The following is a 20,125-nucleotide window of genomic DNA, read 5'->3' as shown; positions in this document are numbered from 1 at the left end:
TTCCGAGAGTGGATCCCTTGTGGCTGTACCTTCGCTCCGTCATCCCCGGGGTGCCCGCCAATAGGCCGGCTGAGATCACACCCGCAGAACCTGGGCAGGTAATGCTGCCAAGGAAGTAACCATCCCACCTGCGTGGGCGCCTCCGTGCGATGACGACCAACACGGAGGAACATGAAGACCCTGTACACCCTGTTCGCGGCCGCTCTGCTGGCCCTTTCCACGCACGCCCAAACACGCCTCACCGGCACCATCACCGGCGAGAACGATGCACCCCTCGATGGCGTCACTCTCATCGTGGGCGATGAACAACGCTTCGGCACCAGCACCGACCGCGAAGGCCGCTTCGCCATTGGCGGGATGCGGCCGGGCGCACTTCGCCTTCGTTTGTCGTACATCGGCTATCTGCCGGTGGATACACTGATCGAGCTGGCCTCCGGGAACAACACCTTCAGCCTGCGCATGCGCCCGAACCTGGTGCTGATGCGCGAGGCCGAGGTGACCGCCCTGCGCGCCGGCGATCGTGCACCCTTCGCCGTGAGCAAGGTGACGCGCGAGGAGCTGGACCGCATCAACACCGGCGTGGACCTCCCCATCCTGCTGGACCTGCAGCCCGGTGTGGTCACCACCACCGATGCGGGCACCGGCATCGGTTACACCGGACTGCGCATCCGCGGCAGCGACGCCACGCGCATCAATGTCACCCTCAACGGCGTGCCCATCAACGACCCCGAGAGCCAGAGCGTGTTCTGGGTGAACATGCCCGACCTGGCCAGTGGCCTGGAGGACATCGAGATCCAGCGCGGCGTGGGCACCAGCACCAACGGTCCCGGCGCTTTCGGGGCCAGCATCAACATGCGCAGCGCGGCCATCCACAAGGAAGCCTTCGGTGAGATCAGCGCCTTCGGAGGCAGCTTCAACACGCGGCGCTACAACGCGCGTTTCGGCACGGGGCTCATGGGCGCTGACTCCAAGGCGGGCGCGTTCAGCATCGATGGCCGCTTGAGCACCATCAGCAGCGACGGCTACATCGACCGCGCCACCGCCGACCTGCGCAGCTACCAGTTCCAGGCCGCATGGCTCGGCAAAAAGCGCTCGCTGCGTTTCTTCACCATGAGCGGCAAGGAAGTGACCTACCAGGCCTGGGAGGGTGTGCCACGCGAGGTGCTCGACACCAACCGCACCTTCAATCCCTACAGCTACGACAACCAGGTGGACGACTACCAGCAGACGCATTACCAATTGCTCTTCGATCAGCAGGTGGGCGATCACGGCACGCTCAACATCACGCTGTTCCGTGTGCTGGGTGCGGGCTTCTTCGAGCAGTATCGTGCGAACGACCGCTTGAGCAACTACGGCATCGCGCCGATCGTTGTCGGTGACACCACCATCACGCGCAGCGACCTGATCCGCCGGCGCTGGCTGGACAATACGCTGGATGGTGTGAACGCCACCTACGAGCAGTGCCTCGGTGCGCACAAGTTGGTGCTCGGCGGCAGCTACAGCCATTACAGCAACGACCACTTCGGCGAGGTGATCTGGGCGCGCTGGGCGGGTGATAGTGACATCCGCCAGCGCTACTACGACAACAACGGCACCAAGACTGATGGCAACGTCTTCGCCAAGTTCAACTACGTGCTCAACGACCGCATCGACCTCTTCGCCGATGCACAGTACCGCATGGTCACGCACGACTTCCTGGGCTTCAACAACGACCTGGAGAACGTGACGCAGCAGGCCGACTGGAACTTCTTCAACCCCAAGGCCGGTGTGCAGTGGAAGGCGCACGAGGGCGGCCGGGTCTATGCCAGCGTGGCCGTTGGTGGCCGCGAACCCAACCGTCGTGACCTGATCGAAAGCAGCCCGCAGAGCCGCCCCACACCCGAGCGGATGACCGACTACGAGCTGGGCTATGAGCGCCGCAGCGGCCGCCTCGCCGCCGGGGTGAACCTCTACTACATGGACTACACCGATCAGCTCGTGCTTACCGGCGAACTGAACGATGTGGGCTACCCGCTGCGCACCAACGTGGCCGAGAGCTATCGCGCCGGTGCCGAGTTCACCTGGGCGGCCCAACTCACCCGCGCGCTGGTATGGCGTGGCAACGCGGCCTTCAGCAGCAACCGCATCAAGGGCTTCACCGAGTTCCTCGACGACTGGGACAACGGCGGGCAGGTGGAAGTGGAGGTGGGCGAAACGGACATCGCCTTCTCGCCATCGATCGTCGCAGGCAGCGAGCTGGCCTATCGCTTCGTGGACAAGCCGGAGAAGCTGCGCGGCGACGTGGCCTTCGTGACCAAGTACGTGGGCGAGCAGTACCTGGACAACACCGCCATCCGCGACCGCATGCTGGACCCCTTCCTGGTGAACGACCTGCGTTTCAACGTCACGCTGCTCGGCTTCAAGAACATGCGCTCGGTGGACTTCAACCTCACCCTGCGCAACCTCTTCAGTGAGCTGTACGAGAACAACGGCTGGGTGTACAGCTTCATTGAAGGCGGAACACGGCAGGACATGGTGGGCCTGTTCCCACAGGCGCCCTTCCATGTGTTGGGCGGGTTGGTGGTGCGGTGGTGAACCACTAACCTTGGTTCTATTGTCCCCGCGTGCATGACCCGCTATGTTTGGGTCATCCAAACCCATCGCCATGGTCCGCACGCTACTTGCACCGGCACTCCTGCTGATGATCGCACCATCCGCCCTGCTGGCACAAGGAACCTATGACGCCTCATTCGTACGCTACAAGGGTCTGCGCTACATCTGCGACGGCGTCTTCACGCCGGTGGTGACGATCAAGAACACGGGCACGGCCGCCATGGGCAGTTGCGTGGTGGACACCTGGAAGAACGGCCTGCATGTCAACTCCTTCAACTGGCAGCTGGCCGTTGAGGCCCAGCCGGACGAGTCGCGCAACCCGGCACTGCCTGCGATGAACGGTGTTCAGGTGGGCGATGAGTTGGAGTTCCACATCATGACGGTGAACGGCTTCCCGGACGAGGATGCCGTGGGCAATACGCTTACCCTGGTGGTGGATGAGGAACCGCCCACGGCGGACAGTTACCTGGTGCAGGTGGTGATCCCCGCCGCCGCCGCGACCACCACCACGTGGCGGGTGCTCAATGCGTTGGGGCAGCCCGTGGTGCAGGGTGGGCCCTATCCGGCCGCCGCCGATCAGGAGCAATGGGTGATGCTGGATCCATCGGCTTGCTACGCCTTGGAAGTGCTGGGAAGCGAGAATTGCGAGGCCCGCCTCTACAGCGAGGGACAGGAGGTGCTGGCCGCCTCATGCGGCAAGGGAGGGATCGACAGCTATGGATTCCTCACGGGCACCTTACAGGGGATCGCGTCAGGAACGATGAACGAGGAGCTCCTACTTGCACCGAATCCCACGAGCGGGACGGTACGACTCCATGCGGGCCAGCGTTTGGTCGGATCACAACACGTGCTGCTGCATGATGCGATGGGTCGTGTGGTGCGGACCAACCGGATCACTGTCTCCGCCGATGGCACGGCATGGTTGGACCTGTACGGGGTATCCGATGGCACCTATGTCCTGCGGATCTTGGGGGCCGACGGTTTGGGCGCTTCCGCCCGCGTTGTGGTGTTGCGCTGAGGGAATGTGGCTTACGTGAGCGCGGTCCGCTCCACGAAGTACATCTCCAGTTCGCCCTTTCCTTTCGCCCGCACTTTGCCGCGTGGGGTGAACATGAACGCGGGAGTTGTCGGTCGTTGGTTGGCAGTTGTCCGGCTGCCGTTGTCCCCTCTGACAACTGACAACTGAGAACTGACAACTTCCTTCACCAGCGCATAGGTGGCCTCGCTGATGTTCACCTGCCCCACCTCACCACTGCTCTCCATGCGGCTGGCGGTGTTCACCGTATCGCCCCAGATGTCGTACTGGAACTTCTTCACGCCCACGATGCCCGCTACCACGGGGCCGGTGTGGATACCGATGCGGATCTCGAAGTAGGGGAGGCCCGCGGCGATCTTGCGCGCTTTGCCCGCAGCGATGAAATCGCGCATTTCCAGTGCCGCGAGGATGGCGTCTCGAGCGTGGGTGTCGTTGGGCACGGGTAATCCCCCCGCCGCCATGTACGCATCACCGATGGTCTTGATCTTCTCGATGCCGTGCTTCTCGCAGATGCGGTCGAAGGCGCTGAAGCACTCGTGCAGGTCATGGACGAGTCGCTTCGGACTCACTTGTTCGCTGATCGCCGTGAAGCCTTTGAAGTCCGTGAAGAGCACGGTGACCTGGTCGATCTGCTTGGCCTCGGCCGAGCCATGGGCCTTGAGTTCCTCGGCCACTTGCGCTGGCAGGATGTTGAGCAGCAGATGTTCGCTGCGGTCGCGTTCGTGCTGGATGGCGGCGCGGGAGCGGCGCACGTGCCTGAGCCTGGCCCAGAGTCCGATGCTGAAGGCGAGGATGCCGATCCCGGAGAACAGGAAAGCGTTGCGTCGCAATTTCTCCCGGCCCAAATGCTCCTGGAAGGCGAGGTCCTGTTCGAAACGCTGCCGCACGTTGTCCAGGCTGTCGGTGAGCATGCGCTCCTGGAACACGCGCGTCACTTCCAGGCGGGTCACCTCGCGGCTGTTGTTCAAGGTCTCCAGGGAGTCATTCAGTGCCATGTACCTGCGTTGCTCCAGGAAGGCCTGGCGGTAGTCGCCCAGCGCCTCATGGGCCTGCATGAGGCATTGCCGGCATTCCATCTCCTGTTGGGGCAGCCTTTGTTCCAGCGCGATGCGCAAGCCTTGGCCGCATGCGTCGATGGTACGCGTAGGACGTCCTTCCAATCGGTACAGCTCACCGCGGTTCATCCAGTTGCGGGCGATCTGCCGGCCGCTGCCCACGCCGGTGAGCAGCACCAACGCGGAGTCGAGGCTCGCGTGCGCCTCCTTCATCCGGCCCAATTGGCCCCAGGCACGCCCGAGGTTGTTCCAGGCCATGCCCATTTCCAGCTTGCGGCCCATGGTGCGGTAGATGGCCAGCGCCCTGTCAAGTTCAGCGATGGCGGTGTCCGGGCGCTCCTTGCGCAGCCAGGTGGCGCCCAGGTTCATGTGCGCCTGGGCCCGGATGCGGTCGCTGTCGAGTTCCTCAGCCAGGCTGGCGCTTCGCTGGTAATTCTCCAGTGCCAGGTCCAGATCGCCGAGCTCCGCATGGATGTTGCCGATGTTGCTGTAGGTGCCGGCCAGCCCTTCCTGGTTGCCCAGCACCAGGTCGATGCGCATGCTGCTCTGCAACGCTTCCAGCGCCCTGGGCAGGTCGCCCAGGTTGCGGTACACATTGCTCATGTTGCTGTGCGCGTTCGCCTCGCGACGCCGGTCTCCGATCTCGCGCGCGATGCGCAGCCCATGGCGCAAGTGTTCCATCGCTTCCGCATAATCGCTGCGCAGGGTGCTGCCCACCGCCAGGGTGGTATGGGCCTCGTATTCCTGTTGGCGAAAGCCGCTGCGCCGGGCGAATTCCAGTTGCTGTCGGGCCAGCGCGATGCCACTGTCCGGCCGTTCGAAGACGTTCTTCCAAGCGAGTTGTTGGATGGCGTGAAGCCTGCTGCTGTCGGGCATCGCGGCGTCCTGCCAGACATTCCAGAGGGAATCGGACTGGGATCGCCCATGGGCGACCAGGACCAGCGTGAAGGTGAGGAGGAGGAGCGCGCGCCGCATGTGGACCGCGTGATGTCAATGTCACCCACTACCCGTGCACTGCCTCGCTCATCGCGAAGACGTGCTCGGGATCTTCCTCGAAGGCCGTGCCCACCACCAGCACATCGGCCCCCGCTTCACAAAGCCGCCGCGCTTGTTCCGCCGTGCGGATGCCGCCGCCCACGATGATCGGCAGGTCCACCGTCCGGCGCACAGCGGCGATCATGTCCGGCGAAACGGTGCGCTGCGCGCCACTGCCGGTATCCAGGTAGATGGTGCGCAGGCCCAGCAACCCACCCGCCAGGGCCGTGGCCGCCGCGATGCCGGGCTTGTCGTGCGGAATGGGCATGCTCTGGCTCACGTAGTGCGCCGTGGTGGAGTGGCCACCATCCACCAGCATGTAGCCGGTGGGGATGGCTTCCAGGCCCAACGCTTTCACCGTGGGTGCGGCCGAAACATGGTGACCGATGAGCAATTCGGGATTGCGGCCACTGATCAGCGATAGAAAAAGGACCGCATCGGCATGACCACTGAGTTGCGCCGGGCTGCCGGGGAAAAGCACCACGGGCCTGGTGCTCCACCGTTTCACCAGGGCCACACAGTGATCGAAGGAGGCTGACGTGAGCAGGCTGCCCCCCACGAAGATCAGGTCGGCCTTGGCCATGCAGGCGTTCTGCACGGTACGCTCCAGGGTGCCCTCGTCCTGTCCGAAGTCCGGATCGATCAGCACGGCCAGCAGTTTGCCGCCATCGGCCCTGGCCGACAGGATGCGCTGCGATACGTGCCCCATGATGCGAACATACGCGCTCCCCGCCGCCCTTGGCATGGAAGCCCGTAAGCTTGTCCCTTGTGGCGGACATTCCGCCCGGTGATGGCATGCACTGGATAGACGCCTTGGTCCTGCTCTCCACGCTGGGCTTCATCGTGGGCTACGGCGTGTGGAAGACGCGGCGGGGTGCCACGAGCGACAGCTATCTGCGCGGGGGCAGCGACAACCGCTGGTGGGCGGTGGGTCTCAGCGTAATGGCCACGCAGGCCAGCGCCATCACCTTTCTCAGCACGCCGGGCCAAGGGTTTCTTGATGGGATGGGCTTCGTGCAGTTCTACTTCGGACTGCCGCTGGCCATGGTGGTGATCAACCTCGTGTTCATTCCCCTCTACTACAAGTGGAAGGTCTTCACCGCGTACGAATTCATCGGCAAGCGCTTCGATGGGCGGGCGCGGCTGCTCACGGCGGGCCTGTTCCTGATCCAGCGCAGCCTGGCGGCGGGCATCACCATCTACGCGCCCAGCATCATCCTGAGCAAGGTGCTGCACTGGCCGTTGAGCTGGACCTGTGTCTTCATCGGCGTGCTCGTGATCATCTATGTGACCACCGGTGGTGCGCGTGCCGTGGGCGTTACCCAGAAACAGCAGATGGCCGTGATGTTCCTGGGGATCTTCACCGCCTTCGGGCTGGTGGTGCACTACCTGAGCGATTCGATCGGTTTCGGCGAAAGTCTGGCGTTGGCCAGGGACCTGGGGAAGATGGACATCATCGATACCAGCTTCGACCCCGGCAGCCGCTACAACTTGTGGAGTGGGCTGATCGGTGGCTTCTTCCTGCAGCTGGCCTACTTCGGCACCGACCAGAGCCAGGTGCAGCGCTACCTGGGCGGGCAGAGCATCAGGCAGGCGCGCCTCGGCCTGTGGATGAACGGCCTGCTGAAGATCCCCATGCAGTTCTTCATCCTGCTCACGGGCGTGCTGGTGTTCGTGTTCTACCTATTCCACGGGGCACCCATCCACTGGAACAAGGCCAATGTGGACGGGATGCCGGAAGTGGAGCAATTGGAGGCCGAATATGTGGATACCCGGGCCGCCATGGAGACCAGTGCGCGGTCCTGGGTGGAGGCACATCGGCAAGGCAGGACAATGGACATCACTCGGCGGGTGAACGGACTCTTGGACGCCATGGGTCGCGACGAAGCGCTCCGGGAGCAGTACCGCGCAAAGATCAGGGCCACCCTCCCCGCCGCCGAATCCAATGACAAGGACTACATCTTCATCACCTTCATCATGGACCACCTGCCCATCGGGGTGATCGGCTTGCTGCTGGCCATGATCTTCAGTGCGGGGATGAGCAGCACGGCCGCCGAGCTGAGCGCACTGGCCACGACAAGTACGGTGGACGTTGTCCGCAAGGAGCGCACGGACCACGAGCAGGTGATCGCCACCAAGTGGGCCACGGTGCTTTTCGGGGTGATGGCCCTGGCCTTCGCGGCCATTTTTTCCCTGTTCGATAACCTGATCCAGGCGGTGAACATCCTCGGTTCACTCTTCTATGGGACCATTCTGGGCATCTTCCTGGTGGCCTTCTTTCTGAAATGGGTGCAGGGCACGGCGGTCTTCGTGGCGGCACTCATCGCCCAAGCGGTGATCCTGTACGTCCACTTCTCGCACATCGAGCTGGCCTTCCTGTGGTACAACCTGTTGGCCCCGGCGATCGTGGTGGTGCTGGCGGTGCTGCTCCAGGCCTTGCTGCCCGCCCGTGAAAAGGTCCGGGATCCATCGATGCGCCACCCGGGAGGGTCGTGACATGCCGAAGGGCCGGAACGCTGCCTGTGGTCCCGAGGCACCTTTCCCTTGCGGCTCCAAGCATGCCGGGCGATCAGGCGCCACTTGCCGTGCTTGGGTGTAGCGGGCATCGTGATTGGGAAACCTTACATTTGGACCTTGACTCTTCGTAAAACCTTCAACCCCATAGACATGAAGAAGACGTTACTCGCCTGTCTCCTGATCGGTGGGGCCGCGTTGGCACAAGCCCAACGTACGCCCGGCCACGTGAAGCTGATGCAGCCTCTGGAGTTCGACATGAACCGCGGCACTGACACCGTGTATTCCTCGGTGTGGGACAACCCCGACACCCAGCCGGTGATCTACGGTGTGACCCCTCCGCCCGAAGGTCCTGGCGGTTACATCCTGGGCACCAATGGTTATGGTGACCTGAGCAAGGTCCAGGCCTTCCTGGTGGACGGTGCTCTGCTGGTGGATGAGATCATTTACTGGTTCGGTGCTGTGAGCGCCATCTCAGGCAACCCCAACTCGCACATCAAGTCCCGCCTGTACAACATGAACGGACCGGGTACCACCGCGAGCTCCACGGCCCTGAATGACTATCCCTTCGCGCCTGGCACCATTCTGGCCAGCCAGAACGTGCCCGCTACGGACCTTCAGTATGATCCCGATGGCAACTACACCCCCACCTCGGTGTTCTTCAACCCCGCGGTGCAAGTGGGTACGGAGTTCGCCGCCGGTTTCGAGTTCGGTTCCCTGGCCTCCCAGGACACCGCCGCGCTGGTGAGCACCCTCGATGGTGTGGTGGAGTTCGGTGAGTTCTGCTGGGAGCAGTGGGACAACGGCAACTGGTTCACCCTGCCCGGCGCTGGCTGGGGCGGTGGTTCCTTCGATGTGGATGCCTTCATCCTGGTGGTGGTGACCCCCACGGTGGGCATCGGCGAGAACTGGATGATGAACAACATGCGCATGACCTTCCTCAACGGCAACCTGAACAACGGCACCCCGGTGCTGCTGCAGTATGACGTGGTGCAGGATGGCCGCATGACGCTTGTGGTGCACAACGCCAAGGGCCAGGTGATGCATGAGCAGGCCATGGGCAACCAGGCCGTCGGCACCTACAACCTGACCCTGGATACCCAGAGCTGGGCCAACGGCAACTACTACGTGACCCTGCGCAACAACGGTCTGCCCCTGACCATGCGCCTGGTGGTGGCGAAGTAATTCCCGCCAAAGACCGATACCGCGAAGGGCCGCCCCATGGGGCGGCCCTTTCGCTTTCATGGCCGGGCTACCTTTCGAGCATGACGAAAGGCTGGGACCTGAAGGGCAAACGCGCTTTGATCACAGGGGGTACGCGCGGCATCGGTGCGGCCACGGTGGAACTGTTCATGGACCTTGGTGCTGATACGCTCGCCGTGGGGCGGACGGCATCGGACCATCCCGATCGCATCGCTGCGGATATCCGCACCCAGGCCGGACGGGAAGCCATCGTTCAGGAGGTCGCCCGTCGCTGGGGCGCGCTGGACATACTGGTGAACAACGCGGGTACCAACATTCGCAAACCCTGGGTGGCCCTGGGGGCGGAGGAGGAACGCACCGTGTTGGAGACCAACCTCTTGGGACCCGCGTCGCTGGCCCGGATGCTGCATCCGCTGTTGCGTGCTGGCCATGCTCCAAGTGTGGTGAATGTGGCGAGTGTCGCGGCCCATGTGGACGTGGGCAGCGGTTCGGCCTATGCCATGTCCAAGGCGGGGATCCTGGGTCTTACCCGCAGCCTGGCCGCGGAGTGGGCCGCTGATGGCATCCGGGTGAACGCGGTCTCACCTTGGTACATCCGTACACCACTCACAGCGCCGGTCCTTTCGGACCAGCAGCGACTGGCCCGCATTCTGGAACGGACCCCGCTGCGACGCGTGGGTTCCCCGGAGGAGGTGGCATCGGCCATCGCCTTCCTGGCCATGGACCGCAGCGGCTTCATCCACGGGCACGACCTGGTGGTGGATGGGGGCTTCCTCGCCAGCGGGATGTGATCCTTGGAAATAGAGAAAGCCACCGGACCCGGTGGCTTTCAAAGGTGATGCGACCTTGGGCCGGACTCAGCGTCCACGCATGCCACCCCGATCGGCGGGCTTCGCGGACTGGGCCTTGCCCCATTCGGCGATCTTCTCCTGGTTCATCTTCACATAGGCGGGATATTCCGCTTTCTCGCTCATGGCCAAACTTTCCTGGGCGGTGGCGATGGCCTCCTTGTAGCGGCCATTCGCCGCATAGGCCAGGGCCAGGCTGTGCAGGTTCCAGAAGCGCTTGTCGAGGTCCACGCTCTTCTGTGTTAGGCGCAGGGCTTCTTCGGGCATCAGCCCGCGGTCCACCAGGAATCGGCCGCTGGCATGGAATACCCTGAAGTCGGCGTCAGGTTTGGCGGTGGCTTCCTTGATGTTGGCCAGGGCGCGCTCGGTGGCATCGGCCTCAATGGCAACGCTCACCAGCGTACGCTCCCAACGCATTTGAAGCGAGGCCCGGTCGTCCTTCACGTTGTCGAAGCCCATGGTGAAGGTCTCCGTGGGATCGCAGCGCAGCGCATTCACCTTCACAGTGAGCACATCCTCCTCCTCCTTGCGGTCGCCTTCGCCCCAGAGTTCCGTGTTCTTGTTGAAGATCACCACCCACACCTCGTTGCCGGGTATGGTGAAGATGGAGTATTTGCCAGCGCCAATGTCGTTGCCTTCGATCTTCACAGGCCCGTCGAACTCGATGGTGGTGCACTTGTTCGCACCGGTGCGCCACACCTGGTCGAAGGGTACCAGGTCACCGAAAATGGCGCGCTCCCGCATGCTGGGACGGTTGTACTCCACCGTCACGTTGGTGAGTCCCACGATCTGCTCCACTTGGCCTTTGGGGCTGGCGGTGGGCAACTGCTGGGCATCGGCCACATCGGCGATGAGCATGGATAGAGCGGCGGCAATGAGGGTCCTTTTCATGTTGGGCGGGTTGAGGGATGATGTCGGGGTGGAATGCCGGTCAGGCCACCTTCAGGTTGCTGAGCCGTGACCCGTCGAACTTCTCGCGCGCATAGCTCAGGGTGATGCGCAGTTCGGCGGGACGCTCCGGTGATCCGGGCAGTTCATACATGGCATCGGTCATGATGGCCTCGCAAATGGAGCGCAGGCCACGTGCGCCGAGCTTGTACTCCAGGGCCTTTTCCACGATGAAGTCGAGCACCTTCTTGTCCAGGCTCAGCTTCACCTTGTCCATCTCGAAGAGCTTCACGTACTGCTTCACCAGGGCGTTCTTGGGCTCGGTGAGGATCCGGCGCAGGCTTTCGCGGTCCAGGGGATCGAGGTAGGTGAGCACGGGGAAGCGGCCGATGAGTTCGGGGATGAGGCCGTAGCTGCGCAGGTCGGTGGGGCTGACGTGCTGCAGCAACTCGTCATCACCCACGCGGCCGTCCTTGCTGGCCGAATAGCCCACGGCGGTGCTCTTCACCCTGCGTGCGATGATGCGCTGGATGCCGTCGAAGGCACCGCCGCATATGAAGAGGATGTTGCGGGTATCCACCTGGATGAGCTTCTGTTCCGGGTGTTTGCGGCCACCCTGTGGGGGAACGCTCACGGTGCTGCCTTCCAGCAGTTTCAACAAGGCCTGCTGCACGCCTTCGCCGCTTACGTCGCGCGTGATGCTGGGGGTGTCGCTCTTGCGGCTGATCTTGTCGATCTCGTCGATGAAGACGATGCCGCGTTCGGCCTTGCTCACATCGTAGTCGGCCGCCTGCAACAGGCGGCTGAGGATGCTCTCCACATCCTCGCCCACGTAGCCGGCCTCGGTGAGCACCGTGGCGTCGGCGATGGTGAAGGGCACGTTCAGCATGCGGGCGATGGTCTTCGCCAGCAGGGTCTTGCCGCTGCCGGTCTCGCCCACCAGGATGATGTTGCTCTTCTCGATCTCCACATCATCGGGCGCGGTGACGGGCTTCTGAAGGAGGCGCTTGTAGTGGTTGTACACGGCCACGCTGAGCACCTTCTTCGCATCGTCCTGGCCGATGACGTATTCATCGAGGAACCGCTTGATGTCGGCCGGCCGCTGCAGGATGAGGTTGCCCTCCATCTCGCTGCGCGAACGCTGGCTGAGTTCCTCGTTGATGATGTTCTGCGCCTGCGTGATGCAGCTGTCGCAGATGTGCCCGGTGATGCCGGCGATCAGGACGTTGGTGTCCTGCTTGTCGCGGCCGCAGAACGAGCACTTGATCTCTTTCTTCTCCATGGCGGATGGCTTCGAGGGGCTTGGTCCGGAACAGGGATGCGCAAGATACGACCACGTGGGGCGGCGGGTCCACTGCCCCGATGCTGGCCTATTTGTTGCGCACCAGGAGTTCGTCGATCATGCCATAGGCCTTGGCCTCTTCGGCCACCATCCAGTAGTCGCGGTCGCCGTCCTTCTCCACCTTCTCGTAGGGCTGGCCGCTGTGTTGGCTGATGATCTCGTAGAGTTCCTTCTTCAGTTTCAGCACCTCGCGCACGGTGATCTCCATGTCCGTGGCCTGCCCTTCGGCACCGCCCATGGGCTGGTGGATCATCACACGGCTGTGCTTCAGCGCGCTGCGTTTGCCCTTGCTGCCGGCACAGAGGAGCACGGCGCCCATGCTGGCGGCCATGCCGGTGCAGATGGTGGCCACGTCCGGGTTGATGTACTGCATGGTGTCGTAGATCCCCAATCCGGCGTACACACCGCCGCCCGGCGAGTTGATATAGATCTGGATGTCCTTCTTCGGGTCGGCGCTTTCCAGAAAGAGCAGTTGCGCCTGGATGATGTTGGCCACCTGGTCGTTGACACCGGTGCCGAGGAAGATGATCCGGTCGATCATCAACCGGTCGAACACGGAGATGGCCGTGCCGTGCAGTTGCCGCTCCTCGATGATCATCGGGGTCATGGAGGTGATGTAGCCGTGCAGCGTGTTGCTGCTGATGCCGCGGTGTTTCACGGCGTACTTGAGGAACTCGTCTGGTGGGAACATGTTTGCGATGTGGCGTGTGAGGTGGAACGTCCCGCGTGTGGCGGGGTTCAGGTGGTGCGGGCCAAGTTTACGAATTCATCGAGGGGCATCCGGCGTTCGGCCGGGCCGAGCAAGGTCTTGAAGTGGACGATGAGTTTCTGCTCCACGATGGTGTCGCGGATGCGGCGGATCTGCTCCTGGTCGCCCAGGATGCGACCGGCCATCTGCTGCAGCTTCTCACCTTCCGGCGCGGGCATGCCGTACTGCATGAACTGGTCGGCCACGTAGCGCTTGGCGAAGGCGTCGAGTTCCTCGCCCTTGGCTTCCAGGCCGTATTTCTCCAGCACGCGGTCCTCCACCAACTGGCGCTTGAGGCCTTCGGCGTATCCACTGTATCCCTCCTCCACCTGTTCGGCGGAGATGGGTTCCTTGCTCGTCTCCTGGATCCAGCGTTTCAAGAAGGCGTCGGGCAGTTCCACGCGGGTGTTGTCGCAAAGCTTCTTGAGCACCTGACGGCGGTATAGCTTGTCACTGTCACGGCGGAACATGTTCTCCAGCCCCTGCTTCACCTTGTCCTGGAAGGCGGCCTCGTCGGCCACGGCGTCCTTGCCGTACACCCGATCGAAAAGTTCCTGGCCCATGTCCGCGGGGATCATGCGCTTGATCTCCACGATGCGGAAAAGGAAGTTGCCCGTGAGCTGGTGGACGCGCTCATGGTCCACACCCAGCATGCGGGCCAGGTCCTCGTGGTCGCGGGCCACCTTGTGCGGGTCCACCACCACTTCGTCGCCCACGGCCTTGCCGGTGAGGGCTTCCCGTGTGGCCGCGTCCTCCAGGTACTCCAGGCTGATGGTGGCGCGGTTCAGGATGCCGCCTTCGAGGATATTCCCATCGGCGTCCAGTTCGATCATGTCGCCCAGCAGCATGTCCTTGTCGCCGCTTGTGGGTGCGTCCTCCACCTGCCCGAAACGCCGGCGCATGTCCTCGATCTCGCGCGTAACCATCTCCTCGGTCACGTCCACCATGGGGTATTCCACACCCAGCCGGTCATCCAGTTCGATCTCCAGCTCCGGGGCCATGCCCAGTTCGTAGGCGAACTCCATCTCACCCGGTCGATCCCAGTCGTTCCGGTCCTCGGCCGCTGGCATGGGCAATGGCTGGCCCAGCACGCGCAGGCGGTTCTCCTCCATGTACCGGCGCAGGTTCTCATCAATGAGGCGTTCCACCTCATTCACGAGCATGGCTTTGCCCACGCGCTTGCGGATGATGTTCATGGGCACCTGCCCTGGGCGGAAGCCGGGAAGTACTGCCTGCCGTCGCTGCTCCTTCAATGCCTTCTCAACGCCCGGGGCATAGTCTTCGGGGGCCAGTTTCACTTTCAGTGTGGCGGTGAGAACGCCGGTGTCTTCTTTCTCGATGATCATGCTGGGCGGGGAAATTGCGGGTTGCGGGTCAAGTTGTTGGTGGTCGTTGGGCGATCACGTGTGGCCTATGACGACTTAGGACCCATGCGGTCCGCTGTCACCCTTCCGGGCAGGGCCCTGGCGGAGGCGGTACGGACGGGGGGACTCGAACCCCCACACCTTGCGGTACCAGATCCTAAGTCTGGCGCGTCTACCAATTCCGCCACGTCCGTGCTTGAAAAGGCGGGCAAAGATAGCCGCCCGGCGAGCCCCCTCAGGCCGAGGGCAGGCCACATTACCTTCGCCCTCCCGCCAAGGGCGGCCAGTCAGGATGCGGCGCTTCGACCCCAAGGAATTGACCATTCCCGAGCTTCACGGTCACCTGGTGGGCGCGGTGGGGCCACGGCCGGTGGCCTTCGCCAGCACGGTCGATAGGGAGGGACAACGCAATCTCAGCCCCTTCAGCTTCTTCAACGTTTTCGGGGCCAACCCCCCGCTGATGATCTTCAGTCCGGCGAGGCGGGGACGCGACAACACCACCAAGCACACCTTCCACAACGTGAAGGACGTTCCCGAGGTGGTGATCAATGTGGTGACCTACAGCATGGTGCGTCAGGCCTCCCTGGCCAGTGGTGAATATCCCGAGGGTGTGGACGAGTTCGTGAAATCGGGCCTGACGCCCATCCCCGGTGAGCGGGTGCGCCCCTTCCGCGTGAAGGAGAGCCCCGTGCAGTTCGAGTGCGCGGTGAAGCAGGTGATCGAGACCGGCACCGGCGGCGGAGCGGGCAATCTGGTGATCTGCGAGGTGGTGCTCATCCACATCGATGAGGCGGTGCTCGACGAACGCGGCAGGATCGACCAGCGGAAGATCGATCTGGTGGGGCGCATGGGCGGGCATTTCTATTGCCGGGCGCATGGCGACGCGCTCTTCGAGCTGGCCCAGCCGAACACGAACACCGGGGTGGGGGTGGACGCGCTGCCGCCCGAGGCGCAGAGGAGTTCGGTCCTCACCGGCAGCGATCTGGGCCAGCTTGGCGCAGCACGCACCCTGCCCGATGAGACGAGCGTGAACGAATACAAGCTCACCGAACTCAGCGAGCTGTTCCTGGAACTGCAGGACGACAAGCGGGCATTGCTCGAAGCGCTGCACCTTCGTGCACAGGCCCTGCTGCGGGAGGACCGCGTGGACGAGGCCTGGAAAACGATACTCACCTACAACGCACGATAACCCCGGCCGTCAGGCCGACATCGCATCATCCAGGACCATGGCACAAGTAAGCATCACCGGCACCATCAAGGTGCTGGGCAAGACACAGGAGATCTCCGAGAAGTTCCGCAAGCGCGAGGTGGTGATCACCGAAGCGGGCGGGCAGTATCCGCAGCACATCCCCGTGGAGTTCACGCAGGATGGCTGCGCGCAGCTGGATCCGTTCAAGCCGGGCGATGAAGTGACCGTGAGCTGCTTCGTGAACGGCCGCGAGTGGACCGGCCGCGATGGCGTTACCAAGCACTTCCTGAGCCTGAAGGGCAATCGCATCGAACGCAGCGGAGCGTCCGTGTCGGCGGGCGGCGGAGGATATGCGGGCCAGAGCGCGCCGCCCCCTTCCGCGACCGATATGCCGCCGGCCGGCGACGAGGACGATCTGCCGTTCTGAACCGGATGATCAGCGCGCGGTGATGCCGCGCGTGTCCAGCGCATCGCGCAGCCCGTTGCCCACCAACATGAAGGCCAGCGTGAGCAGCATGATGCATACGCCCGGCAGCAGTGCCAGGTGCCAGAGCTCCGTGGTGATGTAGGGGTAGTAGCTGCGGATCATGCCACCCCAGCTGACCATGGGCAGTTGGGCACCTATGCCCAGGAAGCTGAGACCCGCTTCCATGAGGATGGCCGTGGCGAAGTTGGCCGCACTGATCACGATCACCGGCCCCATCACATTGGGAAGGATGTGGCGGAAGATGATGCGGCCATGCGTATAGCCCAGCGCCTTGGCCGCGTCCACATATTCCATCTCGCGCATCCGCAGCGTCTCACCACGCACGATGCGCGCCACTTCCACCCACATGGTAAGGCCCACGGCGATGAAGACCTGCACGAAGCCTTTGCCCAGGGCCAGGGTGATGGCGATCACCAGCAGCAGCGTGGGGATGCTCCAGATCACGTTCACCAACCACATGATGGCGTCGTCCACCGGCCAGCGGAACCGACGGCCGAACAGGCGGAAGCCGGGAGCCTCCGCGCGGAAATAGCCCGCCAGCGCACCCAGCGGAATGCCGATGAGCAGACTGATGAGCACGGCGATCAGACCCACGCTGAGGCTGATGGTGGTGCCGGCCATCAGGCGGCTGAGCACATCGCGCCCGAAGCTGTCGGTGCCCAGGAGATAGTGGCGGTCACCAGGTACCAGGGAAGCGGGGGCATGCACGCTTTCAAGGGGTTCGGGCAGCAGGTCGTTGAAGCCGTTGAAGCGCTCGAACGTGATGCTGTCTCCACGTCTTTCCCAACGATGCAGGGGGATCTCTTCGCCATCGGCGGCAAGCAGGAAGGTGGCACGGAAGCCAGGCGGCTGGTCCTTGATCTCCAGCACCTGGTGGTTGGCCCAGGGCGACCGGTCAGGGCGAATTAAGGGACCCAGCATGGCCACCAGCACCGCCATGCCGATAAACACCAGCCCGGCCACCGCGTTGCGATCGCGCATCAACCTGCGCAGGGCGATGCGTCCAAGGCTCTGGTCCGTTCCGGTGGAGGTGTTCAAACGCGGCGGCCTTTCCATGTGGGCCGGACGAAGATCGACAGCACGGCGATCACCGGGGCATACAGGGTGAAGAGGAACATGGCCACCAAGGTGGGCAAGGGGCCATCGCCTCCTTCCGCCGGGCCGGTATCACTTCGGAAAGAACGCATGGACGCTTGTTCCAAGCGGATGATCGGCAACGACCACAACAGCCAGGCCGCACCGATCAATACGCTCGTGTAGAAAAGTCCCTGCCCCACTTGGACATGGCTTATGGCCCACCAGGTAAGCACTGCCAATGCCCAGGGGAACAACAACGCGATGCTGGAGGTGACCGTTCCGCCAATGGCGCGGTGCCCGCGCATTTTGCCCGCCCAACGCAGGCGCTGCGCGAAGAATGCCCACCAGGTCCTTTCCGGTGCTGTGCGCACGGCTGCTTCCCGGTCCACCAGCACATCCACCGGCCAGCGATGCGCGCGCATGCGTGCCAGCAGCGACATGTCATCGCCACTGGCCCACCGATCGCCCGTGTAACCGCCCACGCGCAGGAACGCTTCGCGTGCGAAGGCCATGTTCGCACCATTGGCCAGCAGTGGCGAACCCATGCGCGCACTGCCGAGGGCCACACCTTGGAGGGCCAGTTGCTCCTTGCGTTGCAGCCAGGCGAGGAAGCCCCGGCCACCTGTCGTGTGGACCGGCAGCAGGAGCATCGCGGGCCGGTTCGTGGCCCAATGCCGGGCGATCGCCGCCAAGCGCCGGGGACCGCAGCGCACATCCGCATCCGTCACCACGATGAGGTCGCCCCTGGCCTGTGCGACACCCGCCTCCAGAGCGGCCTTCTTTCCTTGGGTATCCGCGAGCGCCAGATATTTCAACCCAGGCCAGCGATGCATCATGTCCCGGACCACGCGGGCCGTGCCGTCGGTGCTGTGATCGTCCACCACAAGCACCTCGAAAGCCGCTCCGGGAAGGTCCTGCGCATGCAGGTCCTGCAGCAAGGGGATGAGCGTACCGCCCGCATCTCGTGCCGGTACGATCACGGTGATCGACGTGGCGGCATCCGGCAGCGTGTCATGGTCCTCCGGGTCCTTTGCGAGCGCGCGTCGCCATTGGTCCAATACCAAGGCATGCACCGAGGCCAGTGCGAATGCCGAAAGCGCGGATATCAGCGACCAGCTCATGGTCCATCTGAGCCTTGTGCACGGATCCTTGCGGTGACGAGCACCACACCACCCACCGCGGCCGGCAGCACCAGGTTGATGGCCCACAGCGTGCTGGTGGCGAGGAGAACGCCTTCCGGTGCCGCGCCCAACGGTGTGAAGAAGGCCAATGCGGCGCTGCCCCGCACACCGATCTCGGTGAGCAGCACAGTGGGCACGATGGTGGCCACGAGATAGATGACCGGCACCACCAGCATGGTGGTCATGGGAGCCACCCCGATGCGGAACGCCTCGCACAGCAAGAGGTATTGGAAAGTGAACACCGCATAGCGCAACGCGCTCCACGTGAGCACTTCCAGCAATTCGATCCTGCGAAAGGTATTCAGCACGGCCGATGGCCTTTCAAGCCGCCGCAGGACCGGCAGGGCGAGGATCGATCCGCGCATGAGCGCGGGGAAGAGGTAGAGCACGAGGGTGCCCGCCGCCACCAGGCACGTGAGGGAGATGAGCGCTGCGGAATACCAACCCTCCGGCCAGGGCAGGGGATGTCCCGTGGCGAGCAAAGCGACCAGCGCCGTAACTCCGGCCAGCAGGGTGATCACGAATTGCGCGATGCTGCCCAGGGCGGTGGCGAAACCGCCCCGGACGCGGTCCCCGGGTTTCAGAAAGAGCACGCGGCCCAGGAACTCACCTGTGCGGTTCGGCGTCACCAGGCCGATGCTCGTGCCCGCTACGGTGGCGAGAAATGCGCGCCATGGCCGCAGCGGCTCCAACCGTTGCACCAGCCGGCGCCATTTCCAGGATTCAATGCCCCAATTCACCGGCACCAACACCAAGGCGGAAGCCACCAGCATCATGGCGCGACCGTCATCGGGAAGTCCGCGAAGCACTTGCAGGGCCAGCATACCTTTATCCGCACGCAGCTGCCACCAGAGGAATACACAGGCGAGCAGGAAGATCCCCCAGCGGAAGACCCACAGCAGCTTGCGGGCGGCAAGGATGGACGACAACGAGGTGGGCCTTTCGGCCAAAAGTAGGCGAGTACCCGGCGTGGCGGCCACGGCCAGCGGCCGCGTCATCCTCGGCATCGATCCCGGCACTTCGGTGATGGGCTTCGGTGTGATCCACGTGGACCAGCGCGCGATAAGACTGCTCGATGCGGGCGCCGTCAGGTTCCGATCGGACGATGACCACACGCTGAAACTGCGTGCCATCTTCCGCGAGACCATGGCCCTGATCGAAAGGCACCTGCCGGATGAACTGGCGATAGAAGCGCAGTTCTTCGGCAAGAACGTGCAGAGCATGCTCAAGCTCGGGCGCGCCCAGGGCGTGGCCATCGCAGCGGCCGTGCAGCGCGATATCGCCGTGGTGGAGTACGCGCCCAAACGCATCAAGCAGAGCATCACGGGCAATGGCAACGCAAGCAAGGAGCAGGTGGCCGCCATGCTGCTGAACATCCTTCGGGTGAGCACCTTGCCGACGAGCACCGATGCCACCGATGCGGTCGCCGTGGCGGTGTGCCACCACTTCGCCGGTTCCGCGATCACCGCTGCCGGCGGGCGTGCCGGCGGTGGGGGCTGGGCCGCTTTCGTGCGCAACAACCCCGATCGGTTGAAGTAGCGCAGATGCGACAACGAAGCGGACCGC

At 63.6% G+C, this 20,125-nt stretch carries 17 protein-coding genes and 1 tRNA gene; 8 read left to right on the top strand and 10 right to left on the bottom strand.

Going from position 1 to position 20,125, the window contains the following annotated elements:
• Positions 1–171: 171 nt before the first annotated feature.
• Together KIT10_08810 and KIT10_08805 are read left to right on the top strand one after the other, a co-directional pair.
• Positions 172–2,574 (top strand): TonB-dependent receptor, encoded by a 2,403-nt coding sequence (locus KIT10_08810; GenBank protein MCW5899358.1) that lies wholly within the window; start codon positions 172–174, stop codon positions 2,572–2,574.
• Between the two features lie 70 nt (positions 2,575–2,644).
• Positions 2,645–3,610 carry a T9SS type A sorting domain-containing protein gene (locus tag KIT10_08805; protein ID MCW5899357.1) on the top strand — a complete coding sequence of 322 codons (966 nt, stop codon included), beginning with the start codon at positions 2,645–2,647 and terminating at the stop codon, positions 3,608–3,610.
• Positions 3,611–3,621: 11 nt separating this feature from the next.
• Here KIT10_08805 and KIT10_08800 read toward each other — a convergent pair whose 3' ends face one another.
• Positions 3,622–5,658: a tetratricopeptide repeat protein gene (locus KIT10_08800; GenBank protein ID MCW5899356.1), complete on the bottom strand. Its 2,037-nt coding sequence runs from the start codon at positions 5,656–5,658 to the stop codon at positions 3,622–3,624.
• Between the two features lie 28 nt (positions 5,659–5,686).
• Entirely contained in the window at positions 5,687–6,427 is a 741-nt protein-coding gene (locus KIT10_08795; GenBank protein MCW5899355.1) for a geranylgeranylglyceryl/heptaprenylglyceryl phosphate synthase, read from the bottom strand.
• An 86-nt stretch (positions 6,428–6,513) separates the two neighbouring features.
• On the opposite strand from KIT10_08795, the gene KIT10_08790 reads away from it, so the two are divergent.
• The 3 genes from KIT10_08790 (at position 6,514) to KIT10_08780 (ending at position 10,226) form a co-directional block, all read left to right on the top strand.
• Positions 6,514–8,214, top strand: a complete 1,701-nt coding sequence (locus KIT10_08790; GenBank protein MCW5899354.1) for a sodium:solute symporter — start codon at positions 6,514–6,516, stop codon at positions 8,212–8,214.
• Positions 8,215–8,385: 171 nt separating this feature from the next.
• Positions 8,386–9,417: a T9SS type A sorting domain-containing protein gene (locus KIT10_08785; protein MCW5899353.1), complete on the top strand. Its 1,032-nt coding sequence runs from the start codon at positions 8,386–8,388 to the stop codon at positions 9,415–9,417.
• A gap of 80 nt (positions 9,418–9,497) precedes the next feature.
• A complete protein-coding gene (locus KIT10_08780) occupies positions 9,498–10,226 on the top strand; it encodes an SDR family oxidoreductase (protein MCW5899352.1) in 729 nt (242 codons plus the stop codon).
• Positions 10,227–10,292: 66 nt separating this feature from the next.
• Here the strand turns inward: KIT10_08780 and KIT10_08775 are convergent, their stop codons facing one another.
• From KIT10_08775 to KIT10_08755, 5 genes are all read right to left on the bottom strand, one after another.
• Positions 10,293–11,174 (bottom strand): DUF2911 domain-containing protein, encoded by an 882-nt coding sequence (locus KIT10_08775; GenBank protein ID MCW5899351.1) that lies wholly within the window; start codon positions 11,172–11,174, stop codon positions 10,293–10,295.
• Positions 11,175–11,214: 40 nt separating this feature from the next.
• Entirely contained in the window at positions 11,215–12,453 is a 1,239-nt protein-coding gene (clpX, locus tag KIT10_08770; protein ID MCW5899350.1) for an ATP-dependent Clp protease ATP-binding subunit ClpX, read from the bottom strand.
• Positions 12,454–12,541: 88 nt separating this feature from the next.
• Positions 12,542–13,204, bottom strand: a complete 663-nt coding sequence (clpP, locus tag KIT10_08765; GenBank protein ID MCW5899349.1) for an ATP-dependent Clp endopeptidase proteolytic subunit ClpP — start codon at positions 13,202–13,204, stop codon at positions 12,542–12,544.
• 47 nt (positions 13,205–13,251) lie between these two features.
• Positions 13,252–14,607: a trigger factor gene (tig, locus tag KIT10_08760; GenBank protein MCW5899348.1), complete on the bottom strand. Its 1,356-nt coding sequence runs from the start codon at positions 14,605–14,607 to the stop codon at positions 13,252–13,254.
• 130 nt (positions 14,608–14,737) lie between these two features.
• A tRNA-Leu gene (locus KIT10_08755) sits at positions 14,738–14,819 on the bottom strand.
• 98 nt (positions 14,820–14,917) lie between these two features.
• Between KIT10_08755 and KIT10_08750 the strand changes: the two genes are divergently transcribed.
• A complete protein-coding gene (locus KIT10_08750) occupies positions 14,918–15,814 on the top strand; it encodes a flavin reductase family protein (protein ID MCW5899347.1) in 897 nt (298 codons plus the stop codon).
• 37 nt (positions 15,815–15,851) lie between these two features.
• Positions 15,852–16,241: a DUF3127 domain-containing protein gene (locus KIT10_08745; GenBank protein ID MCW5899346.1), complete on the top strand. Its 390-nt coding sequence runs from the start codon at positions 15,852–15,854 to the stop codon at positions 16,239–16,241.
• Positions 16,242–16,250: 9 nt separating this feature from the next.
• On the opposite strand, the gene KIT10_08740 is transcribed toward KIT10_08745, so the two are convergent.
• Genes KIT10_08740 through KIT10_08730 form a run of 3 tightly spaced genes read right to left on the bottom strand, consistent with a single transcriptional unit; the run spans position 16,251 to position 19,488 of the window.
• A complete protein-coding gene (locus KIT10_08740; GenBank protein ID MCW5899345.1) occupies positions 16,251–17,357 on the bottom strand; it encodes an ABC transporter permease in 1,107 nt (368 codons plus the stop codon).
• Positions 17,336–18,499, bottom strand: a complete 1,164-nt coding sequence (locus tag KIT10_08735; GenBank protein ID MCW5899344.1) for a glycosyltransferase — start codon at positions 18,497–18,499, stop codon at positions 17,336–17,338. The genes KIT10_08740 and KIT10_08735 overlap by 22 nt, the downstream gene beginning before the upstream one ends.
• Positions 18,496–19,488 (bottom strand): flippase-like domain-containing protein, encoded by a 993-nt coding sequence (locus KIT10_08730; GenBank protein ID MCW5899343.1) that lies wholly within the window; start codon positions 19,486–19,488, stop codon positions 18,496–18,498. Before KIT10_08730 ends, KIT10_08735 begins: the two co-directional genes overlap by 4 nt.
• Between KIT10_08730 and ruvC the strand changes: the two genes are divergently transcribed.
• Positions 19,478–20,098 (top strand): crossover junction endodeoxyribonuclease RuvC, encoded by a 621-nt coding sequence (gene ruvC / locus KIT10_08725; protein ID MCW5899342.1) that lies wholly within the window; start codon positions 19,478–19,480, stop codon positions 20,096–20,098. The two genes, KIT10_08730 and ruvC, sit on opposite strands and share 11 nt — an antisense overlap.
• Positions 20,099–20,125 lie beyond the last annotated feature (27 nt).

This window comes from Flavobacteriales bacterium, assembly GCA_026129465.1.
Classification (GTDB): domain Bacteria; phylum Bacteroidota; class Bacteroidia; order Flavobacteriales_F; family PHOS-HE28; genus PHOS-HE28.
Note: the sequence above shows the minus strand (reverse complement) of the source record. Positions and strands in the feature narration are given on the sequence as shown.